We start from the raw sequence: 16,604 nt of genomic DNA, 5'->3' as shown, positions 1-16,604 counted from the left end.
CTCTGCGGAGCAGCGCAAGGGCGCTGCTCCGCGTCCGGGACACGAGAGCGGCGGCTTTCCGAACTCTCTCCGGTCGGCTATTCAATCGATCAATCAACAAGAACGGTCGGGGGATTCAATGTCGCGCGAAAATTTCTGGTTCTTTCATCCGTTTCGGGTGCGTTATTCCGAGATCGACGGGCAGGGCGTCGTCTTCAACGCGCATTATCTCACCTATTTCGACACCACCATCACCGAATATTTCCGCGCGCTGGGCTTTGACCAATATGCGGACGCGCAGGCGAGCGGCATCGATTTCCACGTCGTCAAATCGCTGATCGAATACAAGGCACCTGTCCGCTTCGACTGGGAGCTCGACGTCGGCGCGCGCGTCGCGCGGATCGGCAATTCGAGCCTCGTCTTCGAGCTCGCCATCTTCCTGAAGGATGGCACGGATGCGCTGGTGACCGGCGAGATCGTGTGGGTCTACACCAACCAGGAAACCCATCGTCCGGTCACGATCCCGGCATCGATGCGCGCGCTGATCGCGACGCGGGAGCGTCAACTGTCGGAGTGAGGCCGCCTCAAACCGGCAAGAACCGCTTCAGCGCCGGCATGAAGAAGATCCCGAGATTGATCGCAAAACCGATGCTCCAGAGGATGGAGCGCAGCGTCGGGCGGTTGCCGAGATAGGTCAGCACGTAGGCGATCCGCACGATCAGGAACAGCACGGCGAGCTCGTCGATCAGCCGCTGCGGCGAATCCCGGAATTCGGCAAGCAGCACCGCGAAGGCGAAGAACGGAAAGGTCTCGATGCCGTTCTGGTGGGCACCAAGCGCGCGCTGCGCCAGCGCATCCTCGAAGAAGGCGGGGTCGCGCGGCCGGGAATTGTCGAAGATGCGAAACCGCGTCCATTTGATCGAGACGATCGTCGCCAGATAAAGCAGCAGCGCTCCCAATACGCAGAATTCCGCGAGTGTCATCAGCCCCTCCCCGCTTGGGCGCGACCCTAGCGAAATCGACCTCATCTTGACAAGTTCGGAGCAACGCGCGACGCAACTGATCATGACGACAATTGCCCCCATCGCAGCGCAAAAGCCCGCCGTCCGGTCCAGCCTGCGGCGCGTCGGCGTGCTCCTGGTCAATCTCGGCACGCCCGATACGGCCGATGCGCCCGGCGTGCGGGTCTATCTCAAGGAGTTCCTCTCGGATGCCCGCGTCATCGAGGACCAGGGGCTGGTCTGGCAGTTCGTGCTCAACGGCATCATCTTGCGCAGCCGTCCCCGCACCAAGGCGCTGGACTATCAGAAGATCTGGAACAATGAGCGGAACGAGTCGCCGCTGAAGACCATCACGCGCTCGCAGAGCGACAAGATTGCGGCCGCACTGTCTGACAGCGACCACGTCGTCGTGGACTGGGCGATGCGCTACGGCAATCCCTCGATCAAGTCCGGCATCGATGCGCTGATCGCGAAGGGGTGCGACCGCATCCTCGCCGTGCCGCTCTATCCGCAATATTCCGCCTCGACCTCGGCGACGGTCTGCGACGAAGTGTTCCGCGTGCTCGCCCGCTTGCGTAACCAGCCGACGCTGCGGGTGACGCCGCCTTATTACGAGGACGAGGCCTATATCGAGGCGCTCGCGATCTCGATCGAGACGCATCTGGCGACGCTGCCGTTCACGCCGGAGCTGATCGTGGCGTCCTTCCACGGCATGCCGAAATCCTATGTCGACAAGGGCGATCCCTATCAGTCCCACTGCATCGCCACGACGGATGCGCTGCGCCGCCGGCTCGGCATGGACGAGACGAAACTGCTGCTGACCTTCCAGTCGCGCTTCGGCAATGACGAGTGGCTCCAGCCCTACACCGACAAGACCATGGAGCGCCTGGCCAAGGAAGGCGTGCGCCGCATCGCGGTGGTGACGCCCGGCTTTTCCGCCGACTGCCTGGAGACGCTGGAGGAGATCGCGCAGGAGAATGCCGAGATCTTCAAGCACAATGGCGGCGAGCAGTTTTCCGCGATCCCTTGCCTCAACGACAGCGATCCCGGCATGGACGTGATCCGCACCCTGGTGTTGCGCGAGCTTCAGGGCTGGATCTGATGGCGTGTCCCATGAACCGCCGCGAGACTTTGGTGCTTCTTGGGACGATCGCCGCGCTGCCGGCCTCGGTGCTGGCGCAGCAGCCGAACGCCACGCGGCGGCTCGGCGTGCTCTCGGTCACGGCCGCGGATGACGCGATCGGGCAGGCCCGCAGCACGATCCTGGTCGAGACGCTCGCCGCCCATGGCTGGAAGGAGCACGACAACCTCAGGATCGATTGGCGCAGCGGCGCCGGCGACCGGGCACGCATCGCGCGCCTCGCCGACGAACTCGTGACGCTCAAGCCGGACATCCTGCTCGCGGTCGGCACGCCCTCGGTCGAGGAGCTGCGCCAGCGCACCACGGCGATTCCGATCGTGTTCGCCGTCGTCACCGATCCCGTCAGCCAGGGGTTTGTCAAAAACCTCGCCCATCCCGGCGGCAACATCACCGGCTTCACCGATTACGACGGCCCGCTCGCCGGCAAATGGCTGGAGATGCTCACGCAGGTCACGCCCAAAGTGTCCCGCGTCTTCGTCGTCTACAATCCTGCCACCGCGCCGTTCGCGCCCCTGATGCTGCGCACGATCGAGGATGCCGCACGGACGCTTCACGTGTCGGTCGAGGCCGCGCCGGTTCACGACGCTGGCTCGATCACCGCGCTGGCTTCGCGGAAGGACGGCGGCCTGCTGGTGCTGCCTGACTTCTTCACCATGGCCAATCGCGCCCAGCTCCTGGCTGCAATCGGTGAAGCCCGCGTGCCGGCGGTGTTCTGGAGCCGCACCTTCGTCGATGAGGGCGGGCTGATGTCCTACAGCACCGACAGCGCCGAGCAGCTTCGCCGCGCCGCCAACTACATCGATCGCATCCTGAAGGGCGCGCAGGCAGCCGACCTGCCGGTCCAGAACCCCACCAAGTTCGAGCTGGCGATCAACCTGAAGACGGCGAGGGCACTGGGGCTGACCATGTCGCCCTCGCTGCTTGCGCTCGCCAACACCGTGGTTGAATAGGGGCGCCGACGCTACCTTCAACTGGTGATTCCGGAATTCCTGGGGCAGAATGACGGTGGGGATGTTGCCGCGAGCGATGCGGCTCGAACGGGGCGGGCGCGATTACATGCGGGGATTGTTGCTTGTAGCTGTCGTGGCCTGCGGACTCGCTGGCTGCAACACGACCGGGGACGTTGCGTCGACCATGTATCCGGAAGCGGTGCGGGCCGGCGGTGCCGTCAAGAGCGATACGGCCATTGTCCTGGTCGCAAACGGCGGCAGCGAGACGATCAACTATCTTCAGTTCGTTCACAACGGTTTTCCCGCGATCAATGCGCGAGGGATCAGCCTTGCTCCGGACGGCTTTGTTGCGATTCCGGTCGCGGTCGGAACGACTGGGCTTGAGCTGCAAAACTATACGACGACGGGGCGCCCAGGCACCTATCTCCCGAATGGCGCGTCGATGGGATTCGTGCCGGTGCATACGCCCAAGATCGATCTTCACGCCCCCGGACTGTATTACGTTGCGACCGTCTTTCCGGGGCAGCAACGCAGCTTCGAGACAAGGCCGACGGCCGTCCAACTGGCGAAGCTGCGCAAGGAGCGGCCCGAGCTCGCCGCGCTGAAGCCGGTGAATTTTACATGGTCCAACTAGGACACCGGCCGTTGCTAGGTTGCCTCCGTGCCCTTTCAAGGGTTTTCTCACAATACTTATCGGCGATCGTTCCGCCTCCGTACTTCTTGTGGAAATGTCGCCCCGCGCCGACGTAAATGGTGACCGCTGAACCGGTAAGGTCACGTTCCCGACCAATGACAGCGCGGGAAAGGGCTTTCCCGCCTTGGAGGAAATATGAGCGGTTTCGATGTTTTCGCGATTGTTCTGGTGTTGCTCGTCATCGTCACGCTGGTCGCCGGCGTCAAGACGGTGCCGCAGGGCTATGACTGGACCATCGAGCGGTTCGGCAAATACACCCAGACGCTGAGCCCCGGGCTCAACCTGATCGTGCCCTATTTCGATCGCGTCGGACGCAAGATCAACATGATGGAGCAGGTGATCGACATTCCCGAGCAGGAGGTCATCACCAAGGACAACGCCACCGTGACGGTGGACGGCGTCGCCTTCTACCAGGTGTTCGATGCCGCCAAGGCGAGCTACGAGGTCTCCAACCTGACCCAGGCCATCACCGTCCTGACCATGACCAACATCCGCTCGGTGATGGGCGCGATGGATCTCGACCAGGTGCTGTCGCATCGCGACGAGATCAACGAGCGCCTGCTTCGCGTCGTCGACGCCGCGGTCTCGCCCTGGGGCCTCAAGGTCAACCGCATCGAGATCAAGGACATCGTGCCGCCCGCCGACCTCGTCGAAGCCATGGGCCGGCAGATGAAGGCCGAGCGCGTCAAGCGCGCCGACATTCTGGCCGCCGAAGGCCAGCGCCAGTCCGAGATCCTGCGCGCCGAGGGCGCCAAGCAGGGCCAGATCCTCCAGGCCGAGGGCCGCAAGGAAGCTGCGTTCCGCGACGCCGAGGCTCGCGAACGTTCCGCGGAGGCCGAGGCCAAGGCGACGCAGATGGTCAGCGAAGCGATTTCCAAGGGTGATGTCGCCGCGCTGAACTATTTCATCGCCGACAAGTATATCAAAGCGTTCGGGCAACTGGCCGACTCGCCGAACCAGAAGGTCATCATGCTTCCGGTCGAAGCGATGAGTATGCTGGGCTCGCTCGCCGGCATCGGCGAGATCGCCAAGGCAACGTTCGGCGAAAGCGCGGCGTCCGCGGCCGCTGCCGCCCGCCGCGGCGGCTCGGTGCCGACGACCGGCCCCACGCCGCCGGCGGTGCCGCCGCGACAGGGGTAATCAAAGCGCATGCATTTTCGAAAAGTGCATGCGGCAATTTAAAGCGCATGCCCCGGAAAAGTGGGGACCGGTTTTCCGATCAGGGCATACGCCAGCATAAAGAGGTCGTGTTATGACCGACATGTTCGTATCGCTCGGCACCTGGAATTGGCTGATCTTCGGTTTCATCCTGATGGCGCTGGAGGTGCTGGCGCCGGGCGTATTCCTGTTCTGGCTCGGGCTCGCCGCGCTGCTGGTCGGCCTGATCTCCTTTGCTGTCGCCGTGTCGTGGCAGATCCAGCTGGTGATGTTCGCAATCTTCGCAGCCGCCGCCGTGCCGGTGTGGCGCCGGCTCGCGCGGCCGAAGCTGGACGCAAGCACGAGCCCCTTCCTGAACAAGCGAAGCGAGGCATTGCTCGGCCGCGAGTTCACGCTGGAGAAGCCGATCATCGACGGCAACGGCACCGTGCGCCTCGGCGACACGGTGTGGCGCGTGGCCGGCCCCGATACGCCGGCCGGGACGCGGGTGAAGGTGGTGCAGGTTGACGGTGCAAATCTGACGGTGGCCGCGGCGTAGTTTGTTTCCCTCCCCCCTTGTGGGGGAGGGTGGCTCGCCGCAGAGCGGCGAGACGGGTGAGGGGTATCTCTCCGCGAGTGAATCTCTTGCTTCTGAATTCGCGGAAGCAACCCCTCATCCGGCGCTTCGCGCCACCTTCTCCCACAGGGGGAGAAGGAAGATTGGAGTGCGCGGCTGTGTCCAGATTCTACCTCTTCCACCTCTCCGCAAACCGGTGCAGCGGCATGAACGTCTCGCACAGCTCGCGCCCAAGCGCTGTCAGCCCGTAACCTCCACCGTCGCCCAGCTCCACGAATCCCGCATCGCGCAGCTCCGTCAGCCGCGCTTGCAGCACCGTCGGCGAGGCCTCGTCGCAGGCGGTGCGCAACGCGCGGGAGGTGAGGGCTTGGTCGCGCAATTCCCACAGGATCCGCAGGCTCCAGCGTCGGCCGAGCAGGTCGAGCAGCGCCATGATCGGCCGGCCGGTGCGTGAGCCGCGCACGGTCCGGCTCCCTGATGCTGCCTGTTTCGCCATCCCGGCCCTCTTGCGCGGTGCTACAAATAATGTAGCGTGTTGCTACGATAATTGTAGCAACGGAGACAGCTGATGTCCCAGGCCGCGCCGCGTATCGCCCCGCTCGTCCCGCCTTATCCCCCGGAGATCCAGGCGCAGTTCGACCGCATCATGCGCGGCGCCCCGCCGCTGGCGCTGTTCCGGGTGATGGCGGGCCATACGCGCGCCTGGGACAAGTTCCGCGCCGGCGGCCTGCTCGATCCCGGTCCGCTGTCATTGCGCCAGCGCGAGATCGTGATCGACCGCACCTGCGCGCTGACCGGATGCGAGTATGAATGGGGCGTGCATGTCGCGATCTTCGCCGGGCCGGCGAAGCTCACCGAAGATGAGGTGCATGCGACCGCGCGGGGCGATGCGACGTCACCGTGCTGGTCGCCGGCGGAGCAGGCGCTGATCGCGGCGGTCGATGCGCTGCATCACCGCGCGACGTTGGATGACGCCAAATTCGCCGCGCTGTCGGCGCATTACGACGAGGCCCAGATCCTGGAGATCATGCTGCTGTGCGGCTTCTACCGCACAGTGTCGTACCTGGCGAACGGGCTGAAGCTGCCGCTGGAGGAGAAGGCTGCGCGGTTTCCGGTGGTCTAACCGCCGTCATTGCGAGCGTAGCAGTGCCGCTCTTGGCTCCTCATCCTGAGGAGCGCGGAACGCGCGTCTCGAAAAATGAAGGCCCGGCCGGTGGCCTCGCCCTTCGAGACGCTCGCCGTTGGCGCGCTCCTCAGGGTGAGGGTCAAGACAGCGTGCTTACGCCACGCCCGCCCGCAGCAGATCGTGCAGGTGCACGATGCCCACCACCTTGTCCGCTTCGGTCACGACCAGCGTCGTGATCTTGCTTGTGTTCAGCACCTCGATCATCTCGGTGGCGAGCATAGAGGGCGGCACGGTCTTCGGCTGCCTGGTCATGATGTCGTCGACGGACGCCGTCAGCAGATCCGGCCGCATGTGGCGGCGCAGATCGCCGTCGGTGATGATGCCCGCGATCCCGCCGGCATCGTCGACGATGCAGACGCACCCCAGGCCCTTGGCGGACATCTCCATCACCGCGTCCGACATCTTGGTGCCGAGCGGCTTGAGCGGGATCTCCGCGCCCGTGCGCATGTAGTCGCGGACGAATTTCAGCATCGCGCCGAGCTTGCCGCCGGGGTGGAAATGCGCGAACTCCAGCGCGGTGAAGCCGCGGCCTTCGAGCAGCGCGATCGCGATCGCATCGCCGATCGCGACCTGCATCATCGTCGAGGTGGTCGGCGCCAGATTGTGCGGGCAGGCCTCGCGCGCCTTCGGCAGCTCGATCACGATGTCGGCGGCCTGACCCAGCGAGGACGCCGCGTTCGACGTCACCGCGATCATCGGGATCGCGAAGCGCGCCGAATAGTTCACCAGCGTCTTCATCTCCGGCTGCTCGCCGGACCAGGACAGCGCCATGATGACGTCGTCGGCGGTGATCATGCCGAGGTCGCCATGGGCGGCTTCGGCGGTGTGGACGAAGAAGGCCGGCGTGCCGGTCGAGGCCAGCGTCGCCGCGATCTTGCGCGCCATGTGGCCGGACTTGCCGAGGCCGGTGACGATGACGCGGCCCTTGGCGTTGCGGATCAGGTCGACCGCCTTGGCGAAGGTCGCGCCCAGCGGACCGCGCAGGGCGGCGGCGAGCGCGTTGATGCCGCCGCTCTCCGTCTCCAGCGTGCGGAGCGCGGATTCGACGCTGTCGGGAGTAGGGCCGGATGATGGGGTCATCAGCGGTTTCGAGCTCGACATGTTCAGGTCCAGGGAGGAGGGGCGCGCGCCCGTTGGCCCTGCTTAGCATGCCGAGACCGGCGAGGCGACGAGAGCGCCAGGGCCCGAAACGGGTCATTAACCATAATTGTTTTAACTCCATTAACGATGGTTCCCGCTCGCTGGCGGAGGTCGTCGTGAAAGTCTTTGATTTCGTTGGAGTTCTTACATCGTGGGGGCGCCTCCAGGCACGAGCCGGAGCAAACGCGGGCATTTCCTGCGCGCGGCTTTGCCGTGCCTTGCGCTGACCGCCCTCGGAAGCGCGCCGGCGGCCGCCCAGAGCCTCACGCCCGACCTGTTCAATCCCAACCGCGGCGGCTTTGCCGCGCCCGACACGCTGCCGACGCGCCGCACGGCGGGCGTGCCGCAGGCGCCGTTGGATGCGCTCCCGGCGCTGCCCGATCCCAATGCCGATCCGCGCAAGCGCCAGCAGGCGCCGGCGACCTCGCGCGTCGGCCAGGTGCCGACGTACGGCCTGCCGGCCGCCAACGGCGCCAGCGGCTCCGGCTACGACTCGCTCAACCGCAAGCGGCAGCAGCCAAAGCTCTATCCCGGGCAGCCGAGGCCGAAGCGCCCGGTCGGACCCGGCTCGCCGGTGCCGCCGGCAACGCCGGACCGGACGCTAGGGCCGCCGCGCATCGCGCCGCCGCCGTCGGAAACCGCAAACAAGGCGCCGGTGCCGCGGGCGATGGCGGGCACCGTGCCCGGCCAGCCGCTGCGCCGCCGCCTCAAGGCCGACGACGATGCGTTCGGAGCGGTCGGCGACTATGCCGGCAGCTTCCTGATCAAGGGCGGGCTCGAGCTCTCGGCCGGCTACGACACCAATCCGGCGCGCCTGAACAAGCCGGTCGGCTCGCCGGCCTATGTCGTCGCGCCCGATCTTCTCGTGATGTCCGACTGGGAGCGCCACGCGCTGGTCGCCGATCTGCGCGGCTCGTTCTCCGGCTACACCAACAACATGCCGGCGACGATCGACGGCTTCGCCTCGCCGTCGCCGGTCGAGATCGATCGCCCCGACTTCACCGGTCATGTCGACGGTCGTTTTGACGTCAGTCGCGACCTCAAGCTCACCTCGCAGTTCCGGCTGCGGGTCGCGACCGACAATCCCGGCAGCCCGAACGTGCAGGCGGGCCTGCAGAAATATCCGATCTACGCCGCTTACGGCACCACGCTCGGCTTCGACCAGACTTTCAATCGCTTCCAGGTGGCTGCCGGCGCCACCGTCGATCGCACCGCCTACACCGATTCCAAGCTGACCGACGGCTCGACCTTCAGCAACGACGACCGCGACTTCAACCAGTATGGCGGCATCGGTCGTTTCTCCTACGACCTCAAGCCGGGGCTGAAGCCGTTCGTCGAGATCGAAGGCGACAGTCGCGTGCACGACCAGCCCGCCGACCGCAACGGCTATTTCCGCGATTCATCGGGTGGCTACGCCAAGGTCGGCTCGAGCTTCGAGTTCTCGCGCATCCTGATCGGTGAGATCTCGGTCGGCTATACCGCGCGTAACTATGTCGACCCGCGCCTCAGCCAGCTCGCGGGCTTCCTCACCGCGGGCTCGCTGATCTGGAACGCGAGCGGCCTGACCACGGTGAAATTCGCCACCGACACGCAGATCGCGGAGTCCACGGTCCCCGGCTCCTCCGGCGTGCTGGTGCGCACCTACGGGATCGAGGTCGATCACGACTTCCGCCGCTGGCTCACCGCGGTCGGCAAGTTCACCTACGGCACCTACGACTACCAAAACCAGAATCGCAACGACAAAACCTACTCACTCGAAGGCAATCTGATCTACAAGCTCAACCGCAACATCTGGATCAAGGGCACGCTGCGCCACGACATCCTGAACTCGAACCAGCCGGGGTCGAGCTCGCAGGGGACGGTGATGTTGGTGGGGGTGAGGTTGCAGAATTGAGGGCGGCGGTGCGTCGCGTTTGAGCGTATGCGGCCTAGTTCGGCTCCGCTCTCGCCACCTACTCCGCTGTCATGCCCCGGCTTGACCGGGGCATCCAGTACGCCGCGGCCTATCGTTTCGATTACAACTGTCTTTGGAATGCTGGATCGCCCGGTCAAGCCGGGCGATGACACCGTTTGCTAATCTGGCAGCAGAACCAGCCGCGGTTACCGCGGCAGATCTGTCTTCCCCATCAGGAACGTGTCGATCGACCGCGCACACAGCCGGCCCTCGCGGATCGCCCACACCACCAGCGACTGGCCGCGGCGCATGTCGCCGGCGGTGAACACGTTCGGGCGCGAGGTCTGGTAGTCGAGCGTGTTGGCCTTGACGTTGCCGCGCGGGTCGAGATCGACCGAGAGCAGCTTGAGCAGGCCCTCGTGCACGGGATGCACGAAACCCATCGCGAGCAGGATGAGCTCGGCATCGAGCTCGAACTCGGTGCCGGCAATCGGCTTGAACTTGTCGTCGACGCGCACGCAGTGCAGCTTCTTGACTTGGCCGTTCTCGCCGGAAAACTTCTGCGTCAGCACGGCGTATTCGCGGACCGCGCCTTCGGCCTGGCTGGAGGAGGTGCGCATCTTGAGCGGCCAGTTCGGCCAGGTCAGGCCCTTGTTCTCGCGCTCGGGCGGGGCGGGCATGATCTCGAGCTGGGTGACCGAGAGCGCACCCTGGCGCAGCGAGGTGCCGATGCAGTCCGAGCCGGTGTCGCCGCCGCCGATGACGACGACATGCTTGCCGCCGGCCAGGATCTCCTGGACGCCGCCGAGCGGCTCCTCGGAGACGCGGCGGTTCTGCTGCGGCAGGAAGTCCATGGCGTAGTGGATGCCTTGGAGGTCGCGGCCGGGGATCGGCAGGTCGCGCGGGGCTTCTGCGCCGCCGGTCAGCGCGACGGCATCGTAATCGTTGAGCATCTCGCGCGGGTCGACATTGCCGTCAGCGCCGACATGGCTGTTGTAGTGGAAGGTGACGCCTTCGCCTTCCATCTGCTTGACGCGGCGGTCGATGACGCCCTTCTCCATCTTGAAGTCGGGGATGCCGTAGCGCAGCAGGCCGCCGGCCTTGGCGAACTTCTCGAACAGATGCACGTCGTGGCCGGCGCGCGCGAGCTGCTGCGCGCAGGCCATCCCGGCCGGACCCGAGCCGATCACCGCGACCTTCTTGCCGGTCTTGACGGTCGCCACTTCCGGCTTCAGCCAGCCATTGTCCCAGGCGCGGTCGACGATCGCGCATTCGATGGTCTTGATGGTGACGGGGTTGTCGTCGATGTTGAGCGTGCAGGACGCTTCGCACGGCGCCGGGCAGATGCGCCCCGTGAACTCCGGGAAATTGTTGGTCGAGTGCAGGTTGCGCGAGGCCTCTTCCCAATTGCCCTGATAGACGAGGTCGTTGAAGTCGGGGATCTGGTTGTTGACCGGGCAGCCGGGCGTGCCGGGCGCCACCGAGCCCGTGCCGTGGCAATAGGGGATGCCGCAATTCATGCAGCGCGCGGCCTGATCGCGCGTTTCCTTCTCGGTCAAGGGAACGACGAACTCGTTGTAATGCTTCACGCGCTCGGCGACCGGGGTGTACTTGCGGTCATGCCGTTCGATTTCGAGAAAACCCGTGATCTTGCCCATTAAACCCGAAGTCCCTGCCGCTTAAATTCGTCTTCTCTCTAGCCAGACCCTCATCCTGAGGAGCGGCGCACTGGCGCCGCGTCGCGAAGGATGAAAGGCCCCGCTGGTGACCTCATGGTTCGAGACGCAGCTATCGCGCTCCTCACCATGAGGGCTTATCGCTCTACGCGCCGATCGCGATTTTCGGCTCGGCGTCCGCGTTGGCGGCCATTTCGCGCAGCGCGCGCCGGTATTCGACCGGCATCACCTTGCGGAATTTGGGCAGCCAGTCCTTCCAGTTGGCAAGGATGTCGGCGGCGCGCTTGGAGCCGGTCGCTTTGGCATGGCGCGAGATCAGGACGTGCAGGCGCTCGACGTCGGAGTCGAGCAGGTTCTTGAACACGTCGACCCGGCCGTGCGCCTCGAGGTCACCCGAGTGGTTATAGGTGCCGGCGTTGATCAGCTCTTCCGACAGCACCGGCTCGAGCTCGACCATCGACATGTTGCAAAGCTTGTCGAAGTCGCCGGTCTCGTCGAGCACATAGGCGATGCCGCCGGACATGCCGGCCGCGAAGTTGCGCCCGGTCTTGCCGAGCACGACCACGATGCCGCCGGTCATGTATTCACAGCAATGATCGCCGGCGCCTTCGACGACCGCCACCGCACCCGAGTTGCGCACGGCGAAACGCTCGCCGGCGACGCCGCGGAAGTAGCACTCGCCCTGGATGGCGCCATACATCACCGTGTTGCCGACGATGATGCTCTCTTCCGGCACGATGCCGCTGTTGGCGGGGGGCTTGACGATGATCTTGCCACCCGAGAGGCCCTTGCCGACATAGTCGTTGGCTTCGCCTTCGAGCTCGAAGGTGACGCCTTGCGCCAGCCACGCGCCGAATGCCTGGCCGGCGGTGCCCTTGAGCCCGACATGGATCGTGTCGTGCGGCAGGCCGGCATGACCGTAGATCTTGGCGACCGCGCCCGACAGCATCGCACCCGCCGAGCGGTTGGTGCTGTTGATCCTGGCCTCGATCTTCACCGGCGCGCCGCGGTCGAGCGCAGGCGTCGCCTTCTCGATCAGCGTGCGGTCGAGCACCGCCTCCAGATGATGGTTCTGGCGCTCGGAATGATAGATCTTCTGGCCCTTCTCTTCCTTCTGCTTGACGAAGAGCTTCGAGAAATCGAGGCCCTTGGCCTTCCAGTGCGCGACCAGCCTGGTCTGGTCGAGCAGCTGAACCTGGCCGATCATCTCGTTGAAGGTGCGGAAGCCGAGCGATGCCATGATCTCGCGGACTTCCTCGGCGACGAAGAAGAAGTAGTTGATCACGTGCTCGGGCTGGCCGGTGAAGCGCTTGCGCAGGACGGGGTCCTGGGTCGCGACGCCGACCGGGCAGGTGTTGAGGTGGCACTTGCGCATCATGATGCAGCCGGCCGCGATCAGCGGCGCGGTGGCGAAGCCGAACTCGTCGGCGCCGAGGAGCGCGCCGATCACGACGTCACGGCCGGTGCGGAACCCGCCGTCGACCTGGACCACGATGCGGCTGCGCAGCCGCTCGCGCACCAAGGTCTGGTGGGTCTCGGCAAGGCCGATCTCCCAGGGCGAGCCGGCATGCTTGATCGAGGTCAGCGGCGAAGCGCCGGTGCCGCCCTCGAAGCCCGCGATGGTGACATGGTCGGCGCGCGCCTTGGCAACGCCGGCGGCGACCGTGCCGACGCCGATCTCGGAGACCAGTTTGACCGAGACGTCGCCCGTCGGGTTGACGTTCTTGAGGTCGTAGATGAGCTGCGCCAGATCCTCGATCGAGTAGATGTCGTGATGCGGCGGCGGCGAGATCAGGCCGACGCCCGGCGTCGAGTGACGGACCTTGGCGATGGTCGCGTCGACCTTGTGGCCGGGCAGCTGGCCGCCTTCGCCGGGCTTGGCACCCTGCGCCATCTTGATCTGCATCATGTCGGAGTTGACGAGATACTCCGTGGTGACGCCGAAGCGGCCCGAGGCGACCTGCTTGATCGCCGAACGCATGGAATCGCCGTTCGGCATCGGCTTGAAGCGGTCGGCTTCCTCGCCGCCTTCGCCGGTGTTCGACTTGCCGCCGATCCGGTTCATGGCGATCGCGAGCGTGGTGTGCGCCTCGCGCGAGATCGAGCCGAAGCTCATCGCACCGGTGGCGAAGCGCTTGACGATGTCCTTGGCCGGCTCGACCTGGTCGATCGGGATCGGCTTGCGCTTCTCCTCGTCCGCGTTCTTGATCCGGAACAGGCCGCGCAGCGTCAACAGCCGCTCCGACTGCTCGTTCAGGATCCTGGCGAAGGCGCGGTAGCGTTCCAGCGAATTGCCGCGGGCGGCGTGCTGGAGCAGCCCGACCGACTCCGCGGTCCAGGCATGGTCCTCGCCGCGGCTGCGATAGGCATATTCGCCGCCGACGTCGAGCGCGGTCTTGTAGACCTGCGCCTCGCCGAACGCGTCGGCATGACGGCGCACCGCTTCTTCCGCGATCTCGGCAAGGCCGACGCCCTCGACACGGGTGTGGGTGCCGGCGAAGAACTTGCCGACGAAGTCCGCCTTGAGGCCGACGGCGTCGAAGATCTGCGCGCCGCAATAGGATTGGTAGGTCGAGATGCCCATCTTGGACATCACCTTGAGCAGGCCCTTGCCGATCGACTTGATGTAGCGCTTGACGATCTCGTAGTCGTCGAGCGAGCCGGGCAGGCGGTCCTTCATCGCGATGATGGTTTCGAACGCCAGATAGGGATTGATCGCTTCGGCGCCGTAGCCGGCCAGGCAGGCGAAGTGATGCACTTCGCGCGGCTCGCCGGATTCGACGACGAGGCCGACCGAGGTGCGCAGTCCGACGCGGATCAGATGATGATGCACGGCGGCGCAGGCCAGCAGTGCCGGGATCGGCACCCGGTCGCTGCCGACCATGCGGTCGGACAGGATGATGATGTTGACGCCCTCGCGGACGGCGGCTTCCGCACGCGCGCAAAGCTCGTCGAGCACCTGGTCCATGCCGGCAGCACCGAGACCGGCGTGGAAGGTGGTGTCGAGCGTGCGCGACTTGAAATGCGACTCGGCGACGTCGGAGATCGAGCGGATCTTCTCGAGATCCGCATCGGTCAGGATCGGCTGGCGCGCTTCGAGACGCTTGGTGGTGGCGAGGCCTTGCAGGTCGAACAGGTTCGGCCGCGGTCCGATGATGGAGACGAGGCTCATCACCAGCTCCTCGCGGATCGGGTCGATCGGCGGGTTGGTGACCTGCGCGAAGTTCTGCTTGAAGTAGGTGAACAGCGGCTTGGCCTTGTCCGACAGCGCCGAGATCGGCGTGTCGTTGCCCATCGAGCCCGCGGCTTCCTCGCCGGTGGAGGCCATCGGCGTCATCAGGATGGAGATGTCTTCCTGGCTGTAGCCGAACGCCTGCTGGCGATCGAGCAGCGACAGGTTGGAGCGCACGCCGGTGGTCGGCACCTTCGGCAGCTCTTCCAGCACGATCTGGGTCCGCTCCAGCCACTCCTTGTAGGGATGGCTCCGGGCGAGTTCGGCCTTGATCTCGTCGTCCGGAATCAGGCGGCCCTGCTCGAGGTCGACCAGCAGCATCTTGCCGGGCTGCAGCCGCCACTTGGTGATGATCTGGTCCTCGGGGATCGTCAGCACGCCCATCTCGGACGCCATCACGATGCGGTCGTCCTTGGTCACGAGATAGCGCGCCGGCCGCAATCCGTTGCGGTCGAGCGTGGCGCCGATCTGGCGGCCGTCGGTGAAGGCGATCGCGGCGGGGCCGTCCCACGGCTCCATCAGCGCGGCATGATATTCGTAGAAGGCGCGGCGCTTCTCATCCATCAGAGGATTGCCGGCCCACGCCTCCGGAATCATCATCATGACGGCGTGAGGCAGCGAGTAGCCGCCCTGCACCAGGAATTCGAGCGCGTTGTCGAAGCAGGCGGTGTCCGACTGGCCTTCGTAGGAGATCGGCCAGAGCCGGTTGATGTCCTTGCCGTAGAGCTCGGAGCTCACGGAAGCCTGGCGCGCCGCCATCCAGTTGGTGTTGCCGCGCAGCGTGTTGATCTCGCCGTTATGCGCGATCATGCGGTAGGGATGCGCCAGCGACCAGGCCGGGAAGGTGTTGGTCGAGAAGCGCTGATGCACCAGCGCGAGCGCGCTCTCGAAGTCCGCCTCGTGCAGATCGGGATAGTACTTGCCGAGCTGGTCGGCGAGGAACATGCCCTTGTAGATCACGGTGCGGCACGACATCGAGCAGGGGTAATAGCCCGCAAGGCCGCGGTCGCGGCGCTGGTAGATCGCCTGCGAGATCGACTTGCGCAGGATGTAGAGCCGGCGCTCGAAATCGTCCTCGGTCTTGGCGGTGCCGTTGCGGCCGATGAACACCTGCATGCAGGCGGGCTCGGTCGGCTTCACGGTGACGCCGAGCGAGGAATTGTCGGTCGGCACGTCGCGCCAGCCGAGCAGGGTCAGGCCCTCTTCCTTGATCTGGTCGGCGATGATGCTCTTGATGACGTTGCGCCAGGCGGTGTCGCGCGGCATGAACAGCGCGCCGATGGCGTATTCGCCCGGAGCCGGCAACGTGAAGCCGAGCTCCCCGGCCTTGCGGCTGAAGAAGGCGTGCGGGATCTGCACCAGGATGCCGGCGCCGTCACCGGCGCGCGGGTCGGCGCCGACGGCGCCGCGATGCTCGAGGTTGCAGAGGATGCTGAGCGCGTCCGCGACGATCTCGTGGGACTTCTTGCCCTTGATGTTGGCGATGAAGCCGACGCCGCAGGAATCCTTCTCCAGGCTCGGATCGTACAGACCTACAGCCGGCGGGCGCGAATTGTGTTCCTGAATCGGATCAGTCGTTTTCGAGGCGACCGTCGCCGACAGTTCTTCTGCCACGATGTTTGCGCGCTCGAATTGCGACCCGGTCATTGTTCCAATCCTCTCCATGCGGCAAGCTGCCTCACCGCTATCTTCGGCGCACCTTGGGCGTTCCGCGGCACCCGCCTCTGGGTCACCGCTCGTCCGCTGCGAGCCGCATTTTCTTAAATTCAGGCCAAGGCGTTCTTCGTCCCCGAGAACGGCTTTGCCTGTTGCCTTCCTGGCGCTCGAAAGCACCGACTTTCGTTGCAATCCGTATGCCGGAACTGCAAGCAAAATTGAGACAGTCTTCCTGTCCTAACCATCACCTTGCCAAATTTTTGTCTATCACACAAGCGCGCGGAAGTCCCGATTCCCAGAGTGTCAATCAGCGCTTTCCGCATGGCACGCGGCCCCGGTTT

General features: G+C 65.3%; 13 protein-coding genes. 8 read left to right on the top strand and 5 right to left on the bottom strand.

Annotated features, from left to right (window positions below; translation table 11 throughout):
* The first annotated feature begins 118 nt into the window (after window positions 1–118).
* Window positions 119–556 carry an acyl-CoA thioesterase gene (locus ABIB99_RS16470; RefSeq protein ID WP_354176619.1) on the top strand — a complete coding sequence of 146 codons (438 nt, stop codon included), beginning with the start codon at window positions 119–121 and terminating at the stop codon, window positions 554–556.
* A 7-nt stretch (window positions 557–563) separates the two neighbouring features.
* On the opposite strand, the gene ABIB99_RS16465 is transcribed toward ABIB99_RS16470, so the two are convergent.
* Window positions 564–962: an MAPEG family protein gene (locus ABIB99_RS16465; protein WP_063985710.1), complete on the bottom strand. Its 399-nt coding sequence runs from the start codon at window positions 960–962 to the stop codon at window positions 564–566.
* Between the two features lie 82 nt (window positions 963–1,044).
* Between ABIB99_RS16465 and hemH the strand changes: the two genes are divergently transcribed.
* The 5 genes from hemH (at window position 1,045) to ABIB99_RS16440 (ending at window position 5,461) form a co-directional block, all read left to right on the top strand.
* On the top strand, window positions 1,045–2,082 hold the full coding sequence (gene hemH / locus ABIB99_RS16460) for a ferrochelatase (RefSeq protein WP_354176617.1): 1,038 nt from the start codon (window positions 1,045–1,047) through the stop codon (window positions 2,080–2,082).
* Window positions 2,083–2,093: 11 nt separating this feature from the next.
* The gene (locus ABIB99_RS16455; RefSeq protein ID WP_354176616.1) at window positions 2,094–3,071 is read left to right on the top strand and encodes an ABC transporter substrate-binding protein; all 978 of its coding nucleotides are present in this window, start codon (window positions 2,094–2,096) and stop codon (window positions 3,069–3,071) included.
* A gap of 76 nt (window positions 3,072–3,147) precedes the next feature.
* Window positions 3,148–3,705, top strand: a complete 558-nt coding sequence (locus tag ABIB99_RS16450; protein ID WP_354176615.1) for a hypothetical protein — start codon at window positions 3,148–3,150, stop codon at window positions 3,703–3,705.
* A 195-nt stretch (window positions 3,706–3,900) separates the two neighbouring features.
* On the top strand, window positions 3,901–4,905 hold the full coding sequence (locus ABIB99_RS16445; protein ID WP_071909416.1) for an SPFH domain-containing protein: 1,005 nt from the start codon (window positions 3,901–3,903) through the stop codon (window positions 4,903–4,905).
* A 112-nt stretch (window positions 4,906–5,017) separates the two neighbouring features.
* Window positions 5,018–5,461, top strand: coding sequence for an NfeD family protein (locus ABIB99_RS16440; RefSeq protein ID WP_028148102.1), 444 nt, complete (start codon window positions 5,018–5,020; stop codon window positions 5,459–5,461).
* A 187-nt stretch (window positions 5,462–5,648) separates the two neighbouring features.
* On the opposite strand, the gene ABIB99_RS16435 is transcribed toward ABIB99_RS16440, so the two are convergent.
* Window positions 5,649–5,975 carry a winged helix-turn-helix transcriptional regulator gene (locus tag ABIB99_RS16435; RefSeq protein ID WP_063985704.1) on the bottom strand — a complete coding sequence of 109 codons (327 nt, stop codon included), beginning with the start codon at window positions 5,973–5,975 and terminating at the stop codon, window positions 5,649–5,651.
* A 72-nt stretch (window positions 5,976–6,047) separates the two neighbouring features.
* Here ABIB99_RS16435 and ABIB99_RS16430 point away from each other — a divergent pair, with 72 nt between their 5' ends.
* Complete coding sequence (locus tag ABIB99_RS16430) at window positions 6,048–6,602, top strand: carboxymuconolactone decarboxylase family protein (protein WP_354176613.1); 555 nt, start codon at window positions 6,048–6,050, stop codon at window positions 6,600–6,602.
* 156 nt (window positions 6,603–6,758) lie between these two features.
* Here the strand turns inward: ABIB99_RS16430 and ABIB99_RS16425 are convergent, their stop codons facing one another.
* Window positions 6,759–7,766 carry a KpsF/GutQ family sugar-phosphate isomerase gene (locus tag ABIB99_RS16425; protein ID WP_063985702.1) on the bottom strand — a complete coding sequence of 336 codons (1,008 nt, stop codon included), beginning with the start codon at window positions 7,764–7,766 and terminating at the stop codon, window positions 6,759–6,761.
* 190 nt (window positions 7,767–7,956) lie between these two features.
* On the opposite strand from ABIB99_RS16425, the gene ABIB99_RS16420 reads away from it, so the two are divergent.
* Entirely contained in the window at window positions 7,957–9,699 is a 1,743-nt protein-coding gene (locus ABIB99_RS16420) for an outer membrane beta-barrel protein (protein WP_231143655.1), read from the top strand.
* Between the two features lie 206 nt (window positions 9,700–9,905).
* On the opposite strand, the gene ABIB99_RS16415 is transcribed toward ABIB99_RS16420, so the two are convergent.
* On the bottom strand, window positions 9,906–11,357 hold the full coding sequence (locus ABIB99_RS16415; RefSeq protein ID WP_247315754.1) for a glutamate synthase subunit beta: 1,452 nt from the start codon (window positions 11,355–11,357) through the stop codon (window positions 9,906–9,908).
* Window positions 11,358–11,520: 163 nt separating this feature from the next.
* Entirely contained in the window at window positions 11,521–16,254 is a 4,734-nt protein-coding gene (gltB, locus tag ABIB99_RS16410; protein ID WP_063985700.1) for a glutamate synthase large subunit, read from the bottom strand.
* Between the last annotated feature and the right edge of the window lie 350 nt (window positions 16,255–16,604).

This window comes from Bradyrhizobium sp. LA6.1, from assembly GCF_040547805.1.
GTDB lineage: Bacteria > Pseudomonadota > Alphaproteobacteria > Rhizobiales > Xanthobacteraceae > Bradyrhizobium > Bradyrhizobium barranii.
The sequence above is the reverse complement of the archived record's forward strand: the minus strand, read 5'-3'. Positions and strand labels throughout refer to the sequence as shown.